Raw genomic sequence first — 15,249 nt, 5'->3', positions numbered from 1 at the left:
CTCGCGAAACAATTGCACACCCACTGCTCGACAGATGACGCATGAAAACTCCTACGTTCAAACACGATTGGCACATATTGCTGGTGGAAGATCATCCGTTTCAGCTGAGAGCGGCTCAATACCTGCTCGAGAGTTACGGCTTCACCCAACTGACCACCACTGACAGTGCCGAAGGCGCCTTGCAACAAATGCTCAAAGCTGCGCAACCGTTCGATATTCTTCTGTGCGACCAATGCCTGCCCGACCTTCCCGGTCTTGATTTGATCGAGTTCGCCAGTCACCGGGGAATGATCAGACAGGCAATACTGCTGAGCAGCCTGACATCCGCCGAGCTGGAAAAACTTAAAACAGTAGCCTACGAACACGGACTTCCCTTGCTGGGTTACTTGATCAAGCCATTGAAACAATCAGATTTTAGAAACTTGTTGACCTTGGCCTCACAATAAAAAACACCAACTCTCACACACTAGAACCACATCCAAAACACAGATTAATACTTATAGCCAAACGCCTTCTAGCTTCTTGACTAAACTATCAAATTTTTAACCCTTCCTCATTCAAAACCTAGTTGACACGTAGTCCATTTCTTTTTCAGTTGTAGGACTTTTCCTATATTGCTGCTATCGGCTTGTCAGTTCATGCGCCCCCTCAACTACTGAGCTAAGGTGCGCGCTTTATTTGTGCACGTATGGGATTTTATTATGAACTCCGTTTTTATTGTCGACGATCACCCTGTCATCCGCCTTGCCGTTCGAATGCTGCTGGAACATGAAGGTTACAAAGTCGTCGGTGAAACTGACAATGGCGTCGATGCCATGCAAATGGTGCGCGAATGCATGCCCGACCTGATCATCCTCGACATCAGTATTCCCAAACTGGATGGGCTGGAAGTGCTCTCACGTTTCAACGCAATGAGCACACCATTAAAAACACTGGTGTTGACTGCACAATGCCCAAAACTTTTTGGTATTCGCTGCATGCAGTCAGGTGCATCAGGGTATGTATGCAAACAGGAAGAGCTCAGTGAACTGGTAAGCGCGATCAAAGCAGTATTATCAGGTTACAACTACTTCCCCAGCGAGGCCTTGAACCCAGTTCGTTGTGACGACGCACAGTGGGCAGACCTAGACTTGTTCAAATCCGTAAATGATCGAGAGTTGATGGTATTACAACTTTTTGCCCAAGGTCGCACCAACAAGGAAATTGCCAAGGGCATGTTCCTCAGCAACAAGACTGTCAGCACCTATAAAAAACGACTTATGCAGAAACTCAAAGCCAAATCTCTGGTTGAACTCATCGATATGGCAAAACGTAACGCGCTAGTGTGAGGAACAGGATGCCCAGTCGTTTGAAGGATTATCTAAGACTCATGGTCACGGCTTTATGCATGAGTACCCCGGTGCTCGCGGCGCAGACAGCCAGTGAAAACTACACCCTGCTCAGTCGCTCAACGACCGGGCACATGGAAGTCCGACTGGATACCTCACAACGACAATGGGTCAAAGACAAACGTGAATTGATCCTGGGCACATCAGGCCCGGATTATCCGCCTTTCGACCTGACCCTCAGCGGCCACGACTACGAAGGTTTCACCGCCGACTACGCCGGCATCCTCGGCAAGGTTACGGGGTTGCCCGTCAAGGTTCAGCGCTTCGCGTCCCGAGGGGCTGCGATCGAGGCACTGGAAAAGGGTCAGGTCGACATGCTCGGCACCGCCAACGGGTTCGAGGCCGACAATGCCGACATTGCGCTGTCCATCCCTTACGCCGTGGATCAACCCGTGCTGGTCACACGGGAAGGAGAAACCCGATCACTGACAGATGGACTCGCCGGCCTGCGGCTTAGCATGGTCTATCACTATCTGCCCCTGGACGAAGTCAGGGCGCTGTATCCGAAGGCAATCATCACCTCCTACCCGTCCTACCAGAATGCAATCAACGCGGTTGCCTTCGACCAGGCCGACGTTTTTCTCGGTGACACCATTTCAACTCATTACATGATCAACAAGGGGTATCTGAACAACATCCGCATGGCCAACTTCGGTAAACACGAAGCCCATGGTTTCAGCTTTGCCGTACAGAAGGACAACCCGGACCTGCTCGGGATCATCAACGCGGTACTCAAGGCCATCCCCACCAGCGAACGGGAAAACATCGCCAAACGCTGGAGTGCCGGCAGCGACATTCTTCTCACCGATCAAAAACTGCAACTCACCCACCATGAAGAACGCTGGCTGGCGCAACATCCGGTTGTGCGGGTGGTAGTTAATGAAGCATTTGCGCCGCTGACGTTTTTTGACAGCGACGGCAACTTTCGGGGTGTCACGGCTGACCTGCTCGAACTGATCAGATTGCGCACCGGTTTGCGCTTCGAGATCCAGCGCAGCCGAAGCGATGACGAGATGGTCGAGCAGATCGCCAACCAGCAGGCCGACCTGATCGCCGCCCTGCTCCCCAGCGCACAGCGTGAAACGATGTTGAACTTCAGCCGCCCGTATCTGGAAAACTCCTTTGTCCTGCTGACACGCAAAGCGGCCGACAGCCCGACCAACCTCAACCAACTGCAGGACAAACGCCTGGCCATTGCCCAGGGCAATCCACTGGTGGATTACCTGCGCAGCGAGTTTCCGCGGATCAATCTGGTCGAAACTCCAGACACATTCAGTGCCGTGGAGTTGCTCGCCGAGGGCAAGGCAGAAGGTGCGGTGAACTCATTGGTGATCGCCAATTACTTCATCTCATCGCGGATCTTCGAGCGGGCACTTCAGATCACCACCACCATCGGCACCCAGCAGGCGGCATTTTCCCTGGCGACCGGGCGCGACGCCAAAGAACTGAATGCCATCCTCGACAAGGCGCTGTTGAGCATCGCACCGGAAGAGCTGGGCATCATCAATAACCGCTGGCGTGGCTATTCGGCGGCCTCGCAAAGTACCTGGCGCAACTATCACAGAGTGTTCTATCAGATCGTTACCGGTGCTGGCGTACTGCTGCTGATCTCCGTTGCCTGGAACGCCTATATGAGACGCCAGATAAAACAGCGGCAGGCGGCGAAAGAACGTGCCGATGAAGCCAACCGGGCTAAAAGCACCTTTCTGGCAACCATGAGCCATGAGATCCGCACGCCGATGAACGCGATCATCGGCATGCTGGAGCTAACACTCAAACGCATTGATCCTGGCCCAGGCCAATAACTCCAGCCAGTTACCCAGGGGCGGTGCGGGGCTGGGACTGGTGATCAGCCGCAATCTGTGCGAAATGATGGGCGGCAACCTGCAATTGAGCAGCCAGCCTGGGGTCGGCACTCAGGTTCGGGTTTCGCTGAATCTGGCAACCCTGCCGCCTGCACAGATGCCGGAAATTGCCGAGCCACAGATTCACCAGAGCGCTGCCCCCTTGAACGTTCTGGTGGTCGATGATCACCCGGCCAATCGCTTGCTCATGTGCCAGCAACTGGAGTTTCTGGGGCATCGGTTCAAGGTCGCAGCAGATGGCGAGGCGGGATTGGAGGCGTGGAAAGATCAGCCATTCGACCTGGTGATTGCCGATTGCAATATGCCGATCATGAATGGATATGAGATGGCTCGTGCCATTCGCCAACATGAACAGCGCGTGCAGCGCCCTGCCTGTACCGTTCTGGGTTTCACCGCTAATGCGCAACCGGAGGAAAGACAACGCTGCAAACAAGCCGGGATGGACGATTGCCTGTTCAAACCTCTCAGCCTGACAGCCTTGAGCCAATGGATCGAAGGCATTGCACCGACGGTCCGCGACCCGGCGTTCAGTCTGGAGGGGCTGCACCTGTTAACCGGTGGCAACCCGGCACTGAACCGGCGATTGTTGACCGAGCTGCTGAATAGCAACCACCTGGATCGGCAAACGCTGCTGACGTTGTCCCGGTCAAACGACCGGCAGTCACTCCTCGACATTGCCCACAAAATCAAGGGAGCGGCGCGAATCGTCCAGGCCTCCCGACTGATCGACAGTTGCGAGGCGCTCGAAAAGGCCTGCCATAACAGGCCCCACCACGATCAAGTGGCCGATTGCAGCAAGTCCATGGAGCGCGCCATGCTCGAACTGGATCACGCGTTGCGACAACAGCTCGCACGCCACGACAAACAGCAGAATGACGGAGCGTTAACTATGCTTGAAGGCTGAGCAGTGTGTTCATCGTCATGGAGAAATCTGCAATGCCCAGCCCACTGCGCCCGGACCAGCGCCGATTTCCCCTGCACATCCATATCAGCGTGATGTTCACGTTCCTGCTATTGCTGACCGGGGTGGTGCTGGGCATTTTCAACTATCGGCAAACCACCCGGATCATTCTTTCCAGCAGTGAAAAGCTCTTCAATCGCATCGAGCAGGATGTCCGTCTGGACCTGCATCGCACCTATGAGCCGATTCGTCATCTGCTGAGCCTGCTGGCGGACAATCCGGCAACCCAGGCCGCCGACCTTGAGCAACGCCTGGCGTTGCTCAAGCCCTTCAGTCAATCACTCACGGACAACCCCGATCTGGCCTCGCTGTACCTGGGCTACAGCAATGGCGACTTTTTCATGGTTCGCCCCCTGCGCAGCGTCGCCCTGAAAACGCAGCTCAAGGCACCGGACACCGCGGCGTATCAGGTATGGAGCATCGAGCATCCAGGCGGCGGTCAGGTCCGCTCCCAATCCTTGTTTTTCGATCAGAACCTGGCCCTCGTCAGCCGTCTGGACAACCCCGACGAAATCTACGATCCACGCACCCGCGCCTGGTTCTCCAGCGCCCGCAGCGAACGTGATCAGATCACCACCGAGCCCTACCTGTTTTTCTCCACCCACAATGTCGGCACAACCCTGGCGCGGCGCAGTGGTGAGCAAGCGGTGATGGGGGCCGACCTTACGCTGGCGGAACTGTCAGCGACCCTGGCCAAACATGTGGTGACGCCCGGCACCGAAATTGTGCTGCTCGATGCCGAGGGTAATGCCGTCGCCTACCCCGACAGCAGCAAACTGATCGTCGACGACCAGACGGCCCGGCTGATCAAAGCCGCCGACCTGAGCCCCAGCCTCGCGGCCCTGCTCACCAGTCCCCCTGAGATCAATCGCCTGAACGCCGCGGGTCGTCAATGGATCGCGGCGCGCAGCAGCATGCAGGAAGGTGGCCCACAGGGGCTGCAACTGGCGCTGCTGGTGCCGGAAGACGAATTGCTCGTCGATGCCTACCGCATGCGCTGGCAAGGCGCGCTGATTACCCTGGCAACGCTACTGTTGTGCCTGCCCATGGGTTGGCTGACCTCCAGAGTCCTGGTCACCCCCCTGCGCGCCCTGGTGCGGGAAGCCGATGCGATTCGTAGTTTCGATTTCAATTTTCCGGCCAGCCGTCGCTCGCCGGTGCTGGAAGTCGACCAACTGAGCGTGTCGATGGCGCGCATGAAAGACACCCTGGCGAGTTTTTTCCGGATCACCGAAAGCCTGAGCGCCGAAACCCGTTTCGCCCCCTTGCTGCAACGGGTGTTGTTTGAAACCGTGCAGATCGGCCAGGCCCAGGCCGGTCTGATCTACCTGCGTGAAGGTGATGAAAATCGCGTGGAACCTCATGCGCTGGTCATCAACGGCAGTTCACAGGCCTTGCCGCCATTCGACATTCAAGGACACGTACCCCAGGATTTTCAGAGCCCTCAGTGGATGCAAACACTGTCGACCGCCGACAATGTCGTCACCTCCCTGGGCTTCGAACAGGCGGGGGATCTGCAGAAAGTCTTGCTCGCGCTGGAGTGCCCGCGGGTTCATCTGGTCGGTATTCGGCTACACAATCGTCATAACGAAACCGTGGGGCTGCTGGTCTTGCTGCTGGCCGACAGCGGCACGCAAGACGACCTGGAAAAACTGCGCCCGGATCGCATCGCGTTTCTCCAGGCGGTGTCTGGCGCGGCCGCTGTGAGTATCGAAAGTCAGCGCCTGCAAGCCAGGCAAAAACAGCTGCTGGACTCATTCATTCAGCTGCTGGCCGGCGCAATCGATGCCAAGAGCCCCTACACCGGCGGGCACTGCCAGCGAGTACCGGTACTGACGCTGATGCTGGCACAGGCGGCCGCTGCCAGTCAGGACCCGGCCTTCCGTAGCTATCAGCCCGGCGAAGATGAATGGGAGGCGCTGCACATCGCCGCCTGGCTGCATGATTGCGGCAAGGTCACCACCCCTGAATACGTGGTCGACAAAGCCACGAAACTTGAGACCCTGTACGACCGCATCCACGAAATCCGCACCCGTTTCGAAGTCCTCAAGCGTGATGCCTGGATCAATTATTGGCAGGCCATCGCCCTGGGGGGTGACGAGTCGCCTCTGGCGCAATTGCGCAATGCGAGCCTGGCGGCGCTGGATGATGATTTCGCGTTTGTGGCGCGCTGCAACCTGGGCAGCGAGGCCATGGCCGAGGCCGATCTGCAGCGGTTGAACACCATCGCCCAACGTACCTGGACCCGAACCCTGGATGATCGGCTTGGCGTTTCGTGGGAAGAGAACCGGCGCCAGGCCCGGACCCCGGTGCCGACCCTGCCGGTCAGCGAGCCACTGCTGGCGGATAAACCCGAGCATCTGCTCGAGCGCGCCGACAGCGAACTGATCCCGGACGACAATCCCTGGGGATTCAAGCTCGACGTGCCGCGATACAAGTACAACCGGGGCGAACTGTACAACCTGAGCATCGTCCGAGGCACCCTGACCCGCGAGGAGCGTTACATCATCAATCACCACATGGTGCAGACGATCCTGATGCTCAGTCACCTGCCCTTCCCCGGTCACCTCAATAACGTCGCGGAAATCGCCGGCGGCCACCACGAAAAAATGGACGGCACCGGTTATCCCAAACGCTTGAAGCGCGAAGACATGAGCCTGCCGGCGCGGATGATGGCGATTGCCGATATTTTCGAAGCGCTGACCGCCGCCGATCGCCCCTACAAGAAAACCAAGTCCTTGAGCGAAGCGCTGGGCATCATGGCCACCATGTGCCGTGACGCCCACATCGACGCTGAATTGTTCGGGCTGTTCATCAACGACGAAATCTACTTGCAGTACGCCAGCCAATTCCTTGAGCCACAGCAGATAGACACCGTTGACCCGACAAGCCTGCTGATCAAGGCCGGCTTGAAGGGCTGATCAGCAGTCGGTCAGACGCAGGAAAATCGCCGCCAGCTGCTCGATTCCGGCCTGATCGTCAGCGGTAAAACGCGCCAGCTTCGGGCTGTCGAGGTCCAGCACACCGATCAGTCGACCGTCCTTGACCAATGGCACGACGAGTTCACTGTTCGATGCGCTGTCACAAGCGATGTGGCCGGGGAATTCATGTACGTCTTCGACCCGCTGGGTCTGCAAGGTGGCAGCGGCAGCCCCGCACACGCCGCGACCGAATGGAATCCGTACACAGGCGATCTGCCCCTGAAACGGGCCAAGCACCAGTTCTTCGTTGCGATTAAGGTAGAAACCGGCCCAGTTCAGGTCATCGAGCTGGTTGAACAGAAACGCGGAAAATTGCGCGGCGTTGGCGATAAAATCACGCTCGTCCGCCAGCAACGATTCCAGCTGTGCCCATAGCATGCCGTAGCCCTCAAGGCCCTGGCCGCTCTTTTGTAAATCGATCATGCCTTTTGCTCCAACAGCTTCAGCCCGACCCAATAGCGGGCAAATTGATACGCGCAACGTCCGTTGCGATTACCCCGGCCCGTGGCCCAGCGCACCGCGAGGATGTCCAACTCTTCGTCACGCTGCCACTTGAGACCGGCCTTGTCGGCCAATTGGCCGATCCAGTGCTCGACGACGTTGAGGAAATGTTCCTGAGTAAACGGATAGAACGACAGCCACAGGCCAAAACGGTCCGACAGTGCGATCTTGTCTTCCACCGCCTCATTGGGATGGAGCTCGCCATCGACCCTTTTCCAGTTTTCGTTATCGCTTTCCTTTTCCGGCACCAGATGGCGACGGTTGGAGGTGGCGTACAGCAGAACGTTATCTGGCGCCTGCTCGAGAGAGCCATCGAGTACGCTCTTGAGCACGCGATAATCGCCCTCGCCCGACTCGAACGACAGGTCATCGCAGAACAGCACAAACCGTTGAGGCAGCTTGGCAATCTGCTCGACCACCCGCGGCAAGTCCGCCAGGTGATCGCGCTCGATCTCGATCAGCCGCAGGCCGTTCTTGGCGTGTTCGGCCAGCAAGGCGCGCACCAGCGACGATTTACCGGTGCCCCGCGAGCCCCAGAGCAAGGCGTGATTGGCAGGCATGCCGTCGAGGAACTGTTGAGTATTGCGGCCCAATTGCTCAAGTTGCCGGTCAACGCCGATCAGGTCGGACAGGCGCATGTCGAGGCTGACTTGCAGCGGCAACAGAAAACCGTTGCGACCCTCGCGTTGCCAGCGTGCGGCCAGGCAATGTGTCCAGTCGACCGTTTGCCGAGGCGCCGGCAGCAGCGGTTCGATACGGGCCAGAACGGCATCGGCGCGTTCAAGAAAAGCATTCAATCGGGAATCCACGTCTTCTCCTCGGGCACGTTCACAGTGATGATGGCGGTACAGCGACGAAACACAGCATCCGATGCCCGGCCAACACCCCGTACAGGTGTTTTGCGAGAACATCGGTATCCATTGATGATCGACTATGCTTGAGCAGCGAAGGGAAACGGAAGTGGTTCAACACCCCATGGATATCAAGTTCAGCCAGCGGCTGTCGTACAAGCAAGCCAAGCTTACGGTGCTGGTCGGTTTCATTCTGGGCACGCTGCTCAGCCTTGTGCAAATAGGCATCGATTATGCCAGCGAAGACGCCTCCATCAACCGCGAAATCCTGTCGTTGCTGGAAATCAGCCATAACCCCGCGTCTCGCATCGCCTACAACATCGATGCCGAACTCGCCCAGGAACTGATCCTGGGCCTGCTGCGCTCCCCGGCGATCATCGGCGCGAAATTGACCGACAACAACAATACCGTGCTGGCCAGCGCCAAACGCCCGGGCCTGGAAAACAATTACCGGGTGCTCAGCGACTTCCTGTTCGGCGCCAACCGACAGTTTGAAGACCGTCTTTACCTCGACCACTTGCCGGACGAATCCCTCGGGACCTTGCACCTGGATGTCGATACCTACACTTTCGGCAGTCGTTTCCTGCGCCGGGCCGAAGTGACCCTGCTCAATGGCTTCGCGCGCAGCCTGATCCTTACGGGCATTCTGCTGGCGCTGTTTTACGTGATGCTGACCAAACCGCTGGTACGGGTCATCCGAGAACTCAGTGGTCGTGATCCGCGCAGCGCGGAGCCGACCTGGCTGGAGTATCCGGCGGGGCATGAAAACGATGAAATCGGCGTCTTGGTCAAGGTCGCCAATCAACAGTTCGATAACATTGCCACCGAGATCCAGCAGCGGCGCAATGCCGAAAACCGCCTGACCGACTACCTCTCGCAACTGGAAAATATCGTCTCGGCCCGTACGGCGGAACTCAAGGCCATCAACTCGCGGCTCAGCCAGTCCAACGAGGAACTGGAAGTCGCCCGCCGTACCGCCCTGGACATGGCCGAGGCACGCTCGGTATTCCTGGCCAACATGAGCCATGAAATCCGCACGCCTCTCAACGGTCTGCTGGGGATGATCGCGCTCTCGCTGGACGGCCCGCTCAATGCCGAGCAGCAGCAACAACTGTCCATCGCCCATGACTCGGGCAAAGTGCTGGTGGAACTGCTCAACGATATTCTCGACCTGTCGAAATTCGATGCCGGCCAGCTGGAACTCGAACACATTCCATTCGACCTCGGCTCGCTGATCGAAGACACCGCCAACCTGCTGTCCCAGAACGCCGCGCCGAGCGTCGAGCTAACGTGCCTGATCGACCCGCAATTTCCCGCACTGGTGCTCGGTGATCCGACCCGGGTCCGGCAGATCGTCAGCAACCTGCTGTCCAACGCCCTCAAGTTCACCCGCTTCGGGCGGGTCGATGTGCGTCTTTCAACGTTCGAAGACGGCGTGCGAATCGAGGTCTGCGACACTGGCATCGGCATTGCCCAGGACGCACAGGTCAAAATCTTCCAGCCCTTTACCCAGGCCGGTGCCGGCATTACCCGGCAATTCGGCGGTACCGGGCTGGGCCTGGCGCTGACTTACAACCTCTGCGAAGCCATGCAGGGGCGGCTGACGATCAGCTCGGAAGCAGGCTTCGGCAGTCAGTTCTGCGCCGACCTGCCGCTGCCCTGCCACACCCGCGCCATCCCGCCAGCAGCTCTGCAAGGCAACATCGTCGCGATCACGGCCGCCAGCAGCGGACTGGCGGAACTGCTACAGAATCTATTGCCCGAATGGGGGCTCGGCTATCAACAACGTTCCATCGATGACCGATTGATCGGCCTGAAACCGGATGTGTTGATCACCGACTGTCCCGAATGCCTGTTTGGCCTGCGCCCAACTTTAACCGCGCCGATTCTGCTGGTGACCGCATACGGCAGTTTCCTGCCCAGCGAGCAAGCCAGCGCCCTGGCACCTTTGCAGCAACAGGCGCGACCGTTGGCGCGCAATGCGCTGTACCAGACATTGCGACGGATCCTGCAGCCGGAACTCAACACGATCAACGGTGCCCGGGTCGAAGTCCTCTCGCCCCAGCGACGCGGGCGCATCCTGCTGGTGGAGGACAACCCGGTCAATCAGTTGGTGGCCAAGGGCATGCTCGGCAAACTCGGCTGCGAGGTGAGCGTCGCGGCCCATGGCGCCGAAGCCCTGGATCAGCTCGAACACAGCGAATTCGACCTGGTGCTGATGGACTGCAACATGCCGGTGATGGACGGTTATGAAGCCAGCCGGCAGATCCGTCGCAGCGGGCGCTGGCCACAACTGCCCATCGTCGCCCTGACCGCCAACGCCATGTCCGAAGAACGCGAACGTTGCCGTGCGGCGGGCATGAGCGACTACCTGGCCAAACCCTTCCGCCGGGAAGAACTGGCGGCCCTGCTCGACTTGTGGATACCCACTACGACAGCGATTTGATTTGCCCCAACAGGTGATCAAGACCATCGCGCAGCTCATTCAGGCGATCCAGATCGACACCGCTATCGCACAACAGGCGGGCCTTGAGCGGCCCGACCTGATCGCGCAAGGCCTTGCCGGTGGACGACAGGCTCAAGTGCACCTCGCGCTCATCGCGCGCCGAACGCTGGCGCTGCACCAGTTGCAGTTGCTCAAGACGCTTGAGCAGCGGCGTCAGGGTCCCGGAATCCAGCGCCAGGCGCTCGCCCAGCGCCTTGACCGTCGGCTGCTCCGGCGCCGCCTCCTGCCATTCCCACAGCACCAGCATCGCCAGGTATTGCGGGTAGGTCAGGCCCAGTTGATCGAGCATCGGCTTGTAGGCACGGATCACCGCCCGAGAAGCGGCGTACAGCTTGAAGCAGAGCTGACTGTCGAGTTTCAGCGAATCAACTGACAACGTGTTCATTTGAGCAGGGCTTCGATCTCGCGGCGCAGCGCTTGCGGCTTGGTTGCCGGAGCAAAGCGCTTGACCAGTTGACCGTCCTTGCCGATCAGGAACTTGGTGAAGTTCCATTTGATGCCCTGGGAACCCAATACACCTGGCGCGCGTTTTTTCAGCTGAACGAACAGCGGATGAGCGCCGGCACCGTTGACTTCGATCTTCTTGAACAGCGGGAAACTCACCCCGTAATTCAGCTCGCAGAACTCGGAAATCGCCCCTTCGTTGCCCGGCTCCTGCTGGCCGAACTGATTGCAGGGAAAGCCGAGTACCACCAAACCTTGATCCTTGTAGCTCTGCCAGAGCTCTTCGAGGCCTTTGTACTGCGGGGTGAAACCACATTTGCTGGCGGTGTTGACCACCAGCACCGCTTTACCGGCGAAATCGGCCAGGGTCTTTTGCTCCCCCTTGATGGTGGTGCAAGGGATGCTCAGCAGGTTGTCGCTCATGGCACGAACTCCGAGTGAAGGAAGATCAAACATAGCGAGCAATTGAATTGTGTGCAATTTAATAAATCAATAGATGCACGGCACGCGAACATCATTGCAGGAGCTGCCGGAGGCTGCTCCTGCGTATACAAATCAAGCGCACGACATCAGCAGATTATTCGCGGGGAACGAGGTCCAGGCACACCGAGTTGATGCAATAACGCAAACCGGTTGGCGGCGGACCGTCCGGGAACACATGCCCAAGGTGCGCATCGCATTTGGCGCAGACCACTTCGGTACGGATCATGCCGTGGCTAATATCACGGATCTCGACCATCGCGCTGTCGCCGATCGGCGCATAGAAGCTCGGCCAGCCGCAGCCGGAATCGAACTTGGTTTTGGAGTCGAACAGCGGTGCGTTGCAGCAGATGCAGTGGTAAACGCCGTCGGTTTTGGTGCCGTTGTATTTACCGGAGAACGGTCGCTCGGTGCCCTTGAGGCGGCAAACGTTGTACTGCTCCGGATCAAGCATGGCCCGCCATTCTTCCAGGGTTTTTTCCAACTTTTCCATTGATACACCTCAGCAGCTGAAAAAGCCCGATCTGTACCTTTTCCACGGATCGGGCGGCACGTATGATTGCGCCTCGTCAAACGCCAGTCTGGCAGCCAGACCACGCGCATTCAAACGGATTTATGAGTGCCGCCACTCAAGGCGTCAGGCCTGTGTGAATACGCAGGATTCCCAGCACGGTCGTTCACACGCCGCCTGGATCGTTCATTTTCGGGAACACATCGCCATGCAGGTCAGCAAATCGAACAAGCTCGCCAACGTCTGCTACGACATTCGCGGCCCAGTGCTCAAGCACGCCAAACGCCTGGAAGAGGAAGGTCATCGCATCCTCAAGCTGAACATCGGCAACCCGGCGCCCTTTGGTTTCGAAGCGCCGGACGAAATTCTTCAGGACGTGATCCGCAACCTGCCGACCGCCCAGGGCTACAGCGACTCCAAAGGCCTGTTCAGCGCCCGTAAAGCCGTGATGCAGTACTACCAGCAAAAGCAGGTGGAAGGCGTCGGCATTGAAGACATTTATCTGGGCAACGGCGTTTCCGAGCTGATCGTGATGTCGATGCAGGCCCTGCTCAACAACGGCGACGAAGTGCTGGTACCGGCCCCCGACTATCCGCTGTGGACCGCCGCAGTGAGCCTGGCGGGTGGCAACCCGGTGCATTACCTGTGCGACGAGCAGGCCAACTGGTGGCCGGACCTGGCCGACATCAAGGCCAAGATCACCCCGAACACCAAGGCCCTGGTGATCATCAACCCGAACAACCCGACCGGCGCGGTGTATTCGAAAGAAGTCCTGCTGGGCATGCTGGAACTGGCCCGTCAGCACAATCTGGTGGTGTTCTCCGACGAGATCTACGACAAGATCCTGTACGACGACGCCGTGCACATCTGCACCGCCTCGCTGGCACCGGACCTGCTGTGCCTGACCTTCAACGGCCTGTCCAAGTCCTATCGCGTGGCCGGCTTCCGCTCCGGCTGGATCGCCATTTCCGGCCCGAAACACCACGCCCAGAGCTACATCGAAGGCATCGACATGCTGGCAAATATGCGCCTGTGTGCCAACGTGCCGAGCCAGCACGCAATCCAGACCGCACTCGGTGGTTATCAGAGCATCAACGATCTGGTATTGCCCCAAGGGCGTCTGCTGGAACAGCGTAATCGTACCTGGGAACTGCTCAACGACATTCCGGGCGTGAGCTGCGTCAAACCGATGGGGGCGCTGTATGCGTTCCCGCGGATCGATCCGAAAGTCTGCCCGATCCACAACGACGAGAAATTCGTGCTCGACCTGCTGCTCTCGGAAAAGCTGCTGGTGGTACAAGGCACGGCCTTCAACTGGCCATGGCCAGACCATTTCCGCGTGGTCACCCTGCCACGGGTCGACGACCTGGATCAGGCCATTGGCCGGATCGGCAACTTCCTCAAGTCCTATCGCCAATAAATGGCCTGTCACCGTGCGACGCGGATAAAAGTCGCACGGTGATTAATTCAGCAACACTTCTGTGCGCCCTGCCCTGCCTCGTTGTTTCAAGCGCTGACTGACGACACGCTTCATGCCCACGCCCAATAACGGCGGGGGCCTGTGAAGCTAATCGGCTGACAACCGTTTCCCATGTCGACGTCGGAAATGCCCTTCAAGCAGCTAGACTGTTGCCGTAGGACACAGTTTGAAATAGTCACCCGGTTGAATAGCCCGGTGCAGCACCTTATATACCCCGCAGTACGCTACATCTTTAGCACGAGGAGATTTCTACAACCATGATGCGCATTTTGCTGTTTTTGGCCACTAACCTGGCGGTCGTGCTGATTGCCAGCATCACCCTGAGCCTTTTCGGCTTCAACGGGTTCATGGCGGCCAACGGGGTTGATCTCAACCTCAATCAGCTGCTGATTTTCTGTGCGGTCTTTGGTTTCGCCGGTTCCCTGTTCTCGCTGTTCATCTCCAAGTGGATGGCGAAAATGAGCACCAGCACCCAGATCATCAGCCAGCCGCGCACCCGGCATGAGCAATGGCTGCTGCAAACCGTCGAGCAACTGTCCCGCGAAGCCGGGATCAAGATGCCCGAAGTCGGGATTTTCCCGGCCTATGAAGCCAACGCCTTCGCCACCGGCTGGAACAAGAACGACGCACTGGTCGCGGTCAGCCAGGGCTTGCTCGAGCGTTTCTCGCCGGATGAAGTGAAAGCCGTTCTGGCCCACGAAATCGGTCACGTGGCCAATGGCGACATGGTCACCCTGGCGCTGATCCAGGGCGTGGTGAACACCTTCGTGATGTTCTTCGCCCGGATCATCGGCAATTTTGTCGACAAGGTGATCTTCAAGAACGAAGAAGGCCAGGGTATCGCCTACTACGTGGCGACCATCTTCGCTGAACTGGTCCTGGGCATCCTGGCCAGCGCCATCGTCATGTGGTTCTCGCGCAAGCGCGAATTCCGCGCCGACGACGCCGGCGCACGCCTGGCCGGTACCAGCGCAATGATCGGTGCCCTGCAGCGCCTGCGTGCCGAACAAGGGTTGCCGGTGCACATGCCGGATACCCTGAATGCCTTCGGCATCAACGGCGGTCTCAAGCAAGGGTTCGCCCGCATGTTCATGAGCCACCCGCCGCTGGAAGAACGCATCGACGCACTGCGTCGCCGGGGCTGACAGCTTCCGCAGCACTAAAAGAAAAGGCCCGCAGTGAATGCGGGCCTTTTTTTGTCTGTTGTCTCGTCCTGAATAAGGTTTACACCTTCTGACTTATCTTCAGGAGGAACCAATGGATACGGGAAAAAGGCGCAGC

13 protein-coding genes are annotated in these 15,249 nt (G+C 58.3%); 8 read left to right on the top strand and 5 right to left on the bottom strand.

Annotated elements, in window-relative coordinates:
* The first annotated feature begins 41 nt into the window (after positions 1-41).
* The 5 genes from AC07V0_RS25800 to AC07V0_RS25780 all read left to right on the top strand — a co-directional run bounded on the left by AC07V0_RS25800 (position 42) and on the right by AC07V0_RS25780 (position 7,135).
* Complete coding sequence (locus AC07V0_RS25800) at positions 42-446, top strand: response regulator (protein WP_018930010.1); 405 nt, start codon at positions 42-44, stop codon at positions 444-446.
* 255 nt (positions 447-701) lie between these two features.
* Positions 702-1,328: a response regulator transcription factor gene (locus AC07V0_RS25795; RefSeq protein WP_007940027.1), complete on the top strand. Its 627-nt coding sequence runs from the start codon at positions 702-704 to the stop codon at positions 1,326-1,328.
* Positions 1,329-1,387: 59 nt separating this feature from the next.
* A complete protein-coding gene (locus AC07V0_RS25790; RefSeq protein ID WP_495020050.1) occupies positions 1,388-3,193 on the top strand; it encodes a transporter substrate-binding domain-containing protein in 1,806 nt (601 codons plus the stop codon).
* Between the two features lie 40 nt (positions 3,194-3,233).
* Entirely contained in the window at positions 3,234-4,157 is a 924-nt protein-coding gene (locus AC07V0_RS25785) for a response regulator (protein WP_457327318.1), read from the top strand.
* Positions 4,158-4,189: 32 nt separating this feature from the next.
* Complete coding sequence (locus AC07V0_RS25780; RefSeq protein ID WP_086944667.1) at positions 4,190-7,135, top strand: HD domain-containing phosphohydrolase; 2,946 nt, start codon at positions 4,190-4,192, stop codon at positions 7,133-7,135.
* On the opposite strand, the gene AC07V0_RS25775 is transcribed toward AC07V0_RS25780, so the two are convergent.
* Positions 7,136-7,618 carry a GAF domain-containing protein gene (locus tag AC07V0_RS25775; protein ID WP_018930013.1) on the bottom strand — a complete coding sequence of 161 codons (483 nt, stop codon included), beginning with the start codon at positions 7,616-7,618 and terminating at the stop codon, positions 7,136-7,138.
* Positions 7,615-8,505 (bottom strand): ATP-binding protein, encoded by an 891-nt coding sequence (locus tag AC07V0_RS25770; RefSeq protein WP_018930014.1) that lies wholly within the window; start codon positions 8,503-8,505, stop codon positions 7,615-7,617. The genes AC07V0_RS25775 and AC07V0_RS25770 overlap by 4 nt, the downstream gene beginning before the upstream one ends.
* A gap of 166 nt (positions 8,506-8,671) precedes the next feature.
* Between AC07V0_RS25770 and AC07V0_RS25765 the strand changes: the two genes are divergently transcribed.
* Positions 8,672-10,993 (top strand): hybrid sensor histidine kinase/response regulator, encoded by a 2,322-nt coding sequence (locus tag AC07V0_RS25765; RefSeq protein WP_018930015.1) that lies wholly within the window; start codon positions 8,672-8,674, stop codon positions 10,991-10,993.
* Here the strand turns inward: AC07V0_RS25765 and AC07V0_RS25760 are convergent.
* From AC07V0_RS25760 to msrB, 3 genes are all read right to left on the bottom strand, one after another.
* Positions 10,977-11,438, bottom strand: a complete 462-nt coding sequence (locus AC07V0_RS25760; protein WP_007940020.1) for a MarR family winged helix-turn-helix transcriptional regulator — start codon at positions 11,436-11,438, stop codon at positions 10,977-10,979. The two genes, AC07V0_RS25765 and AC07V0_RS25760, sit on opposite strands and share 17 nt — an antisense overlap.
* The gene (locus AC07V0_RS25755; RefSeq protein WP_018930016.1) at positions 11,435-11,920 is read right to left on the bottom strand and encodes a glutathione peroxidase; all 486 of its coding nucleotides are present in this window, start codon (positions 11,918-11,920) and stop codon (positions 11,435-11,437) included. Before AC07V0_RS25755 ends, AC07V0_RS25760 begins: the two co-directional genes overlap by 4 nt.
* A gap of 154 nt (positions 11,921-12,074) precedes the next feature.
* Positions 12,075-12,470 (bottom strand): peptide-methionine (R)-S-oxide reductase MsrB, encoded by a 396-nt coding sequence (msrB, locus tag AC07V0_RS25750; protein ID WP_007940018.1) that lies wholly within the window; start codon positions 12,468-12,470, stop codon positions 12,075-12,077.
* A gap of 226 nt (positions 12,471-12,696) precedes the next feature.
* Here msrB and AC07V0_RS25745 point away from each other — a divergent pair, with 226 nt between their 5' ends.
* Together AC07V0_RS25745 and htpX are read left to right on the top strand one after the other, a co-directional pair.
* The gene (locus AC07V0_RS25745; protein ID WP_007940017.1) at positions 12,697-13,908 is read left to right on the top strand and encodes a pyridoxal phosphate-dependent aminotransferase; all 1,212 of its coding nucleotides are present in this window, start codon (positions 12,697-12,699) and stop codon (positions 13,906-13,908) included.
* Positions 13,909-14,225: 317 nt separating this feature from the next.
* Complete coding sequence (htpX, locus tag AC07V0_RS25740) at positions 14,226-15,113, top strand: protease HtpX (protein WP_008075669.1); 888 nt, start codon at positions 14,226-14,228, stop codon at positions 15,111-15,113.
* The last annotated feature ends 136 nt before the right edge of the window (positions 15,114-15,249 follow it).

This window comes from Pseudomonas sp. GW821-FHT01E10, assembly GCF_059422365.1.
The sequence above is the reverse complement of the archived record's forward strand: the minus strand, read 5'-3'. Positions and strand labels throughout refer to the sequence as shown.

Excerpts from the sequence above, each read along its gene's own strand:
- AC07V0_RS25790 (WP_495020050.1), top strand. The coding sequence starts at position 1,388 with ATGAGTACCCCGGTGCTCGCGGCGCAGACAGCCAGTGAAAACTACACC.
- AC07V0_RS25760 (WP_007940020.1), bottom strand. The coding sequence starts at position 11,438 with ATGAACACGTTGTCAGTTGATTCGCTGAAACTCGACAGTCAGCTCTGC.
- msrB (WP_007940018.1), bottom strand. The coding sequence starts at position 12,470 with ATGGAAAAGTTGGAAAAAACCCTGGAAGAATGGCGGGCCATGCTTGAT.
- AC07V0_RS25765 (WP_018930015.1), top strand. The coding sequence starts at position 8,672 with ATGGATATCAAGTTCAGCCAGCGGCTGTCGTACAAGCAAGCCAAGCTT.
- AC07V0_RS25780 (WP_086944667.1), top strand. The coding sequence starts at position 4,190 with ATGCCCAGCCCACTGCGCCCGGACCAGCGCCGATTTCCCCTGCACATC.
- AC07V0_RS25745 (WP_007940017.1), top strand. The coding sequence starts at position 12,697 with ATGCAGGTCAGCAAATCGAACAAGCTCGCCAACGTCTGCTACGACATT.
- AC07V0_RS25795 (WP_007940027.1), top strand. The coding sequence starts at position 702 with ATGAACTCCGTTTTTATTGTCGACGATCACCCTGTCATCCGCCTTGCC.
- AC07V0_RS25775 (WP_018930013.1), bottom strand. The coding sequence starts at position 7,618 with ATGATCGATTTACAAAAGAGCGGCCAGGGCCTTGAGGGCTACGGCATG.
- AC07V0_RS25755 (WP_018930016.1), bottom strand. The coding sequence starts at position 11,920 with ATGAGCGACAACCTGCTGAGCATCCCTTGCACCACCATCAAGGGGGAG.
- htpX (WP_008075669.1), top strand. The coding sequence starts at position 14,226 with ATGATGCGCATTTTGCTGTTTTTGGCCACTAACCTGGCGGTCGTGCTG.
- AC07V0_RS25800 (WP_018930010.1), top strand. The coding sequence starts at position 42 with ATGAAAACTCCTACGTTCAAACACGATTGGCACATATTGCTGGTGGAA.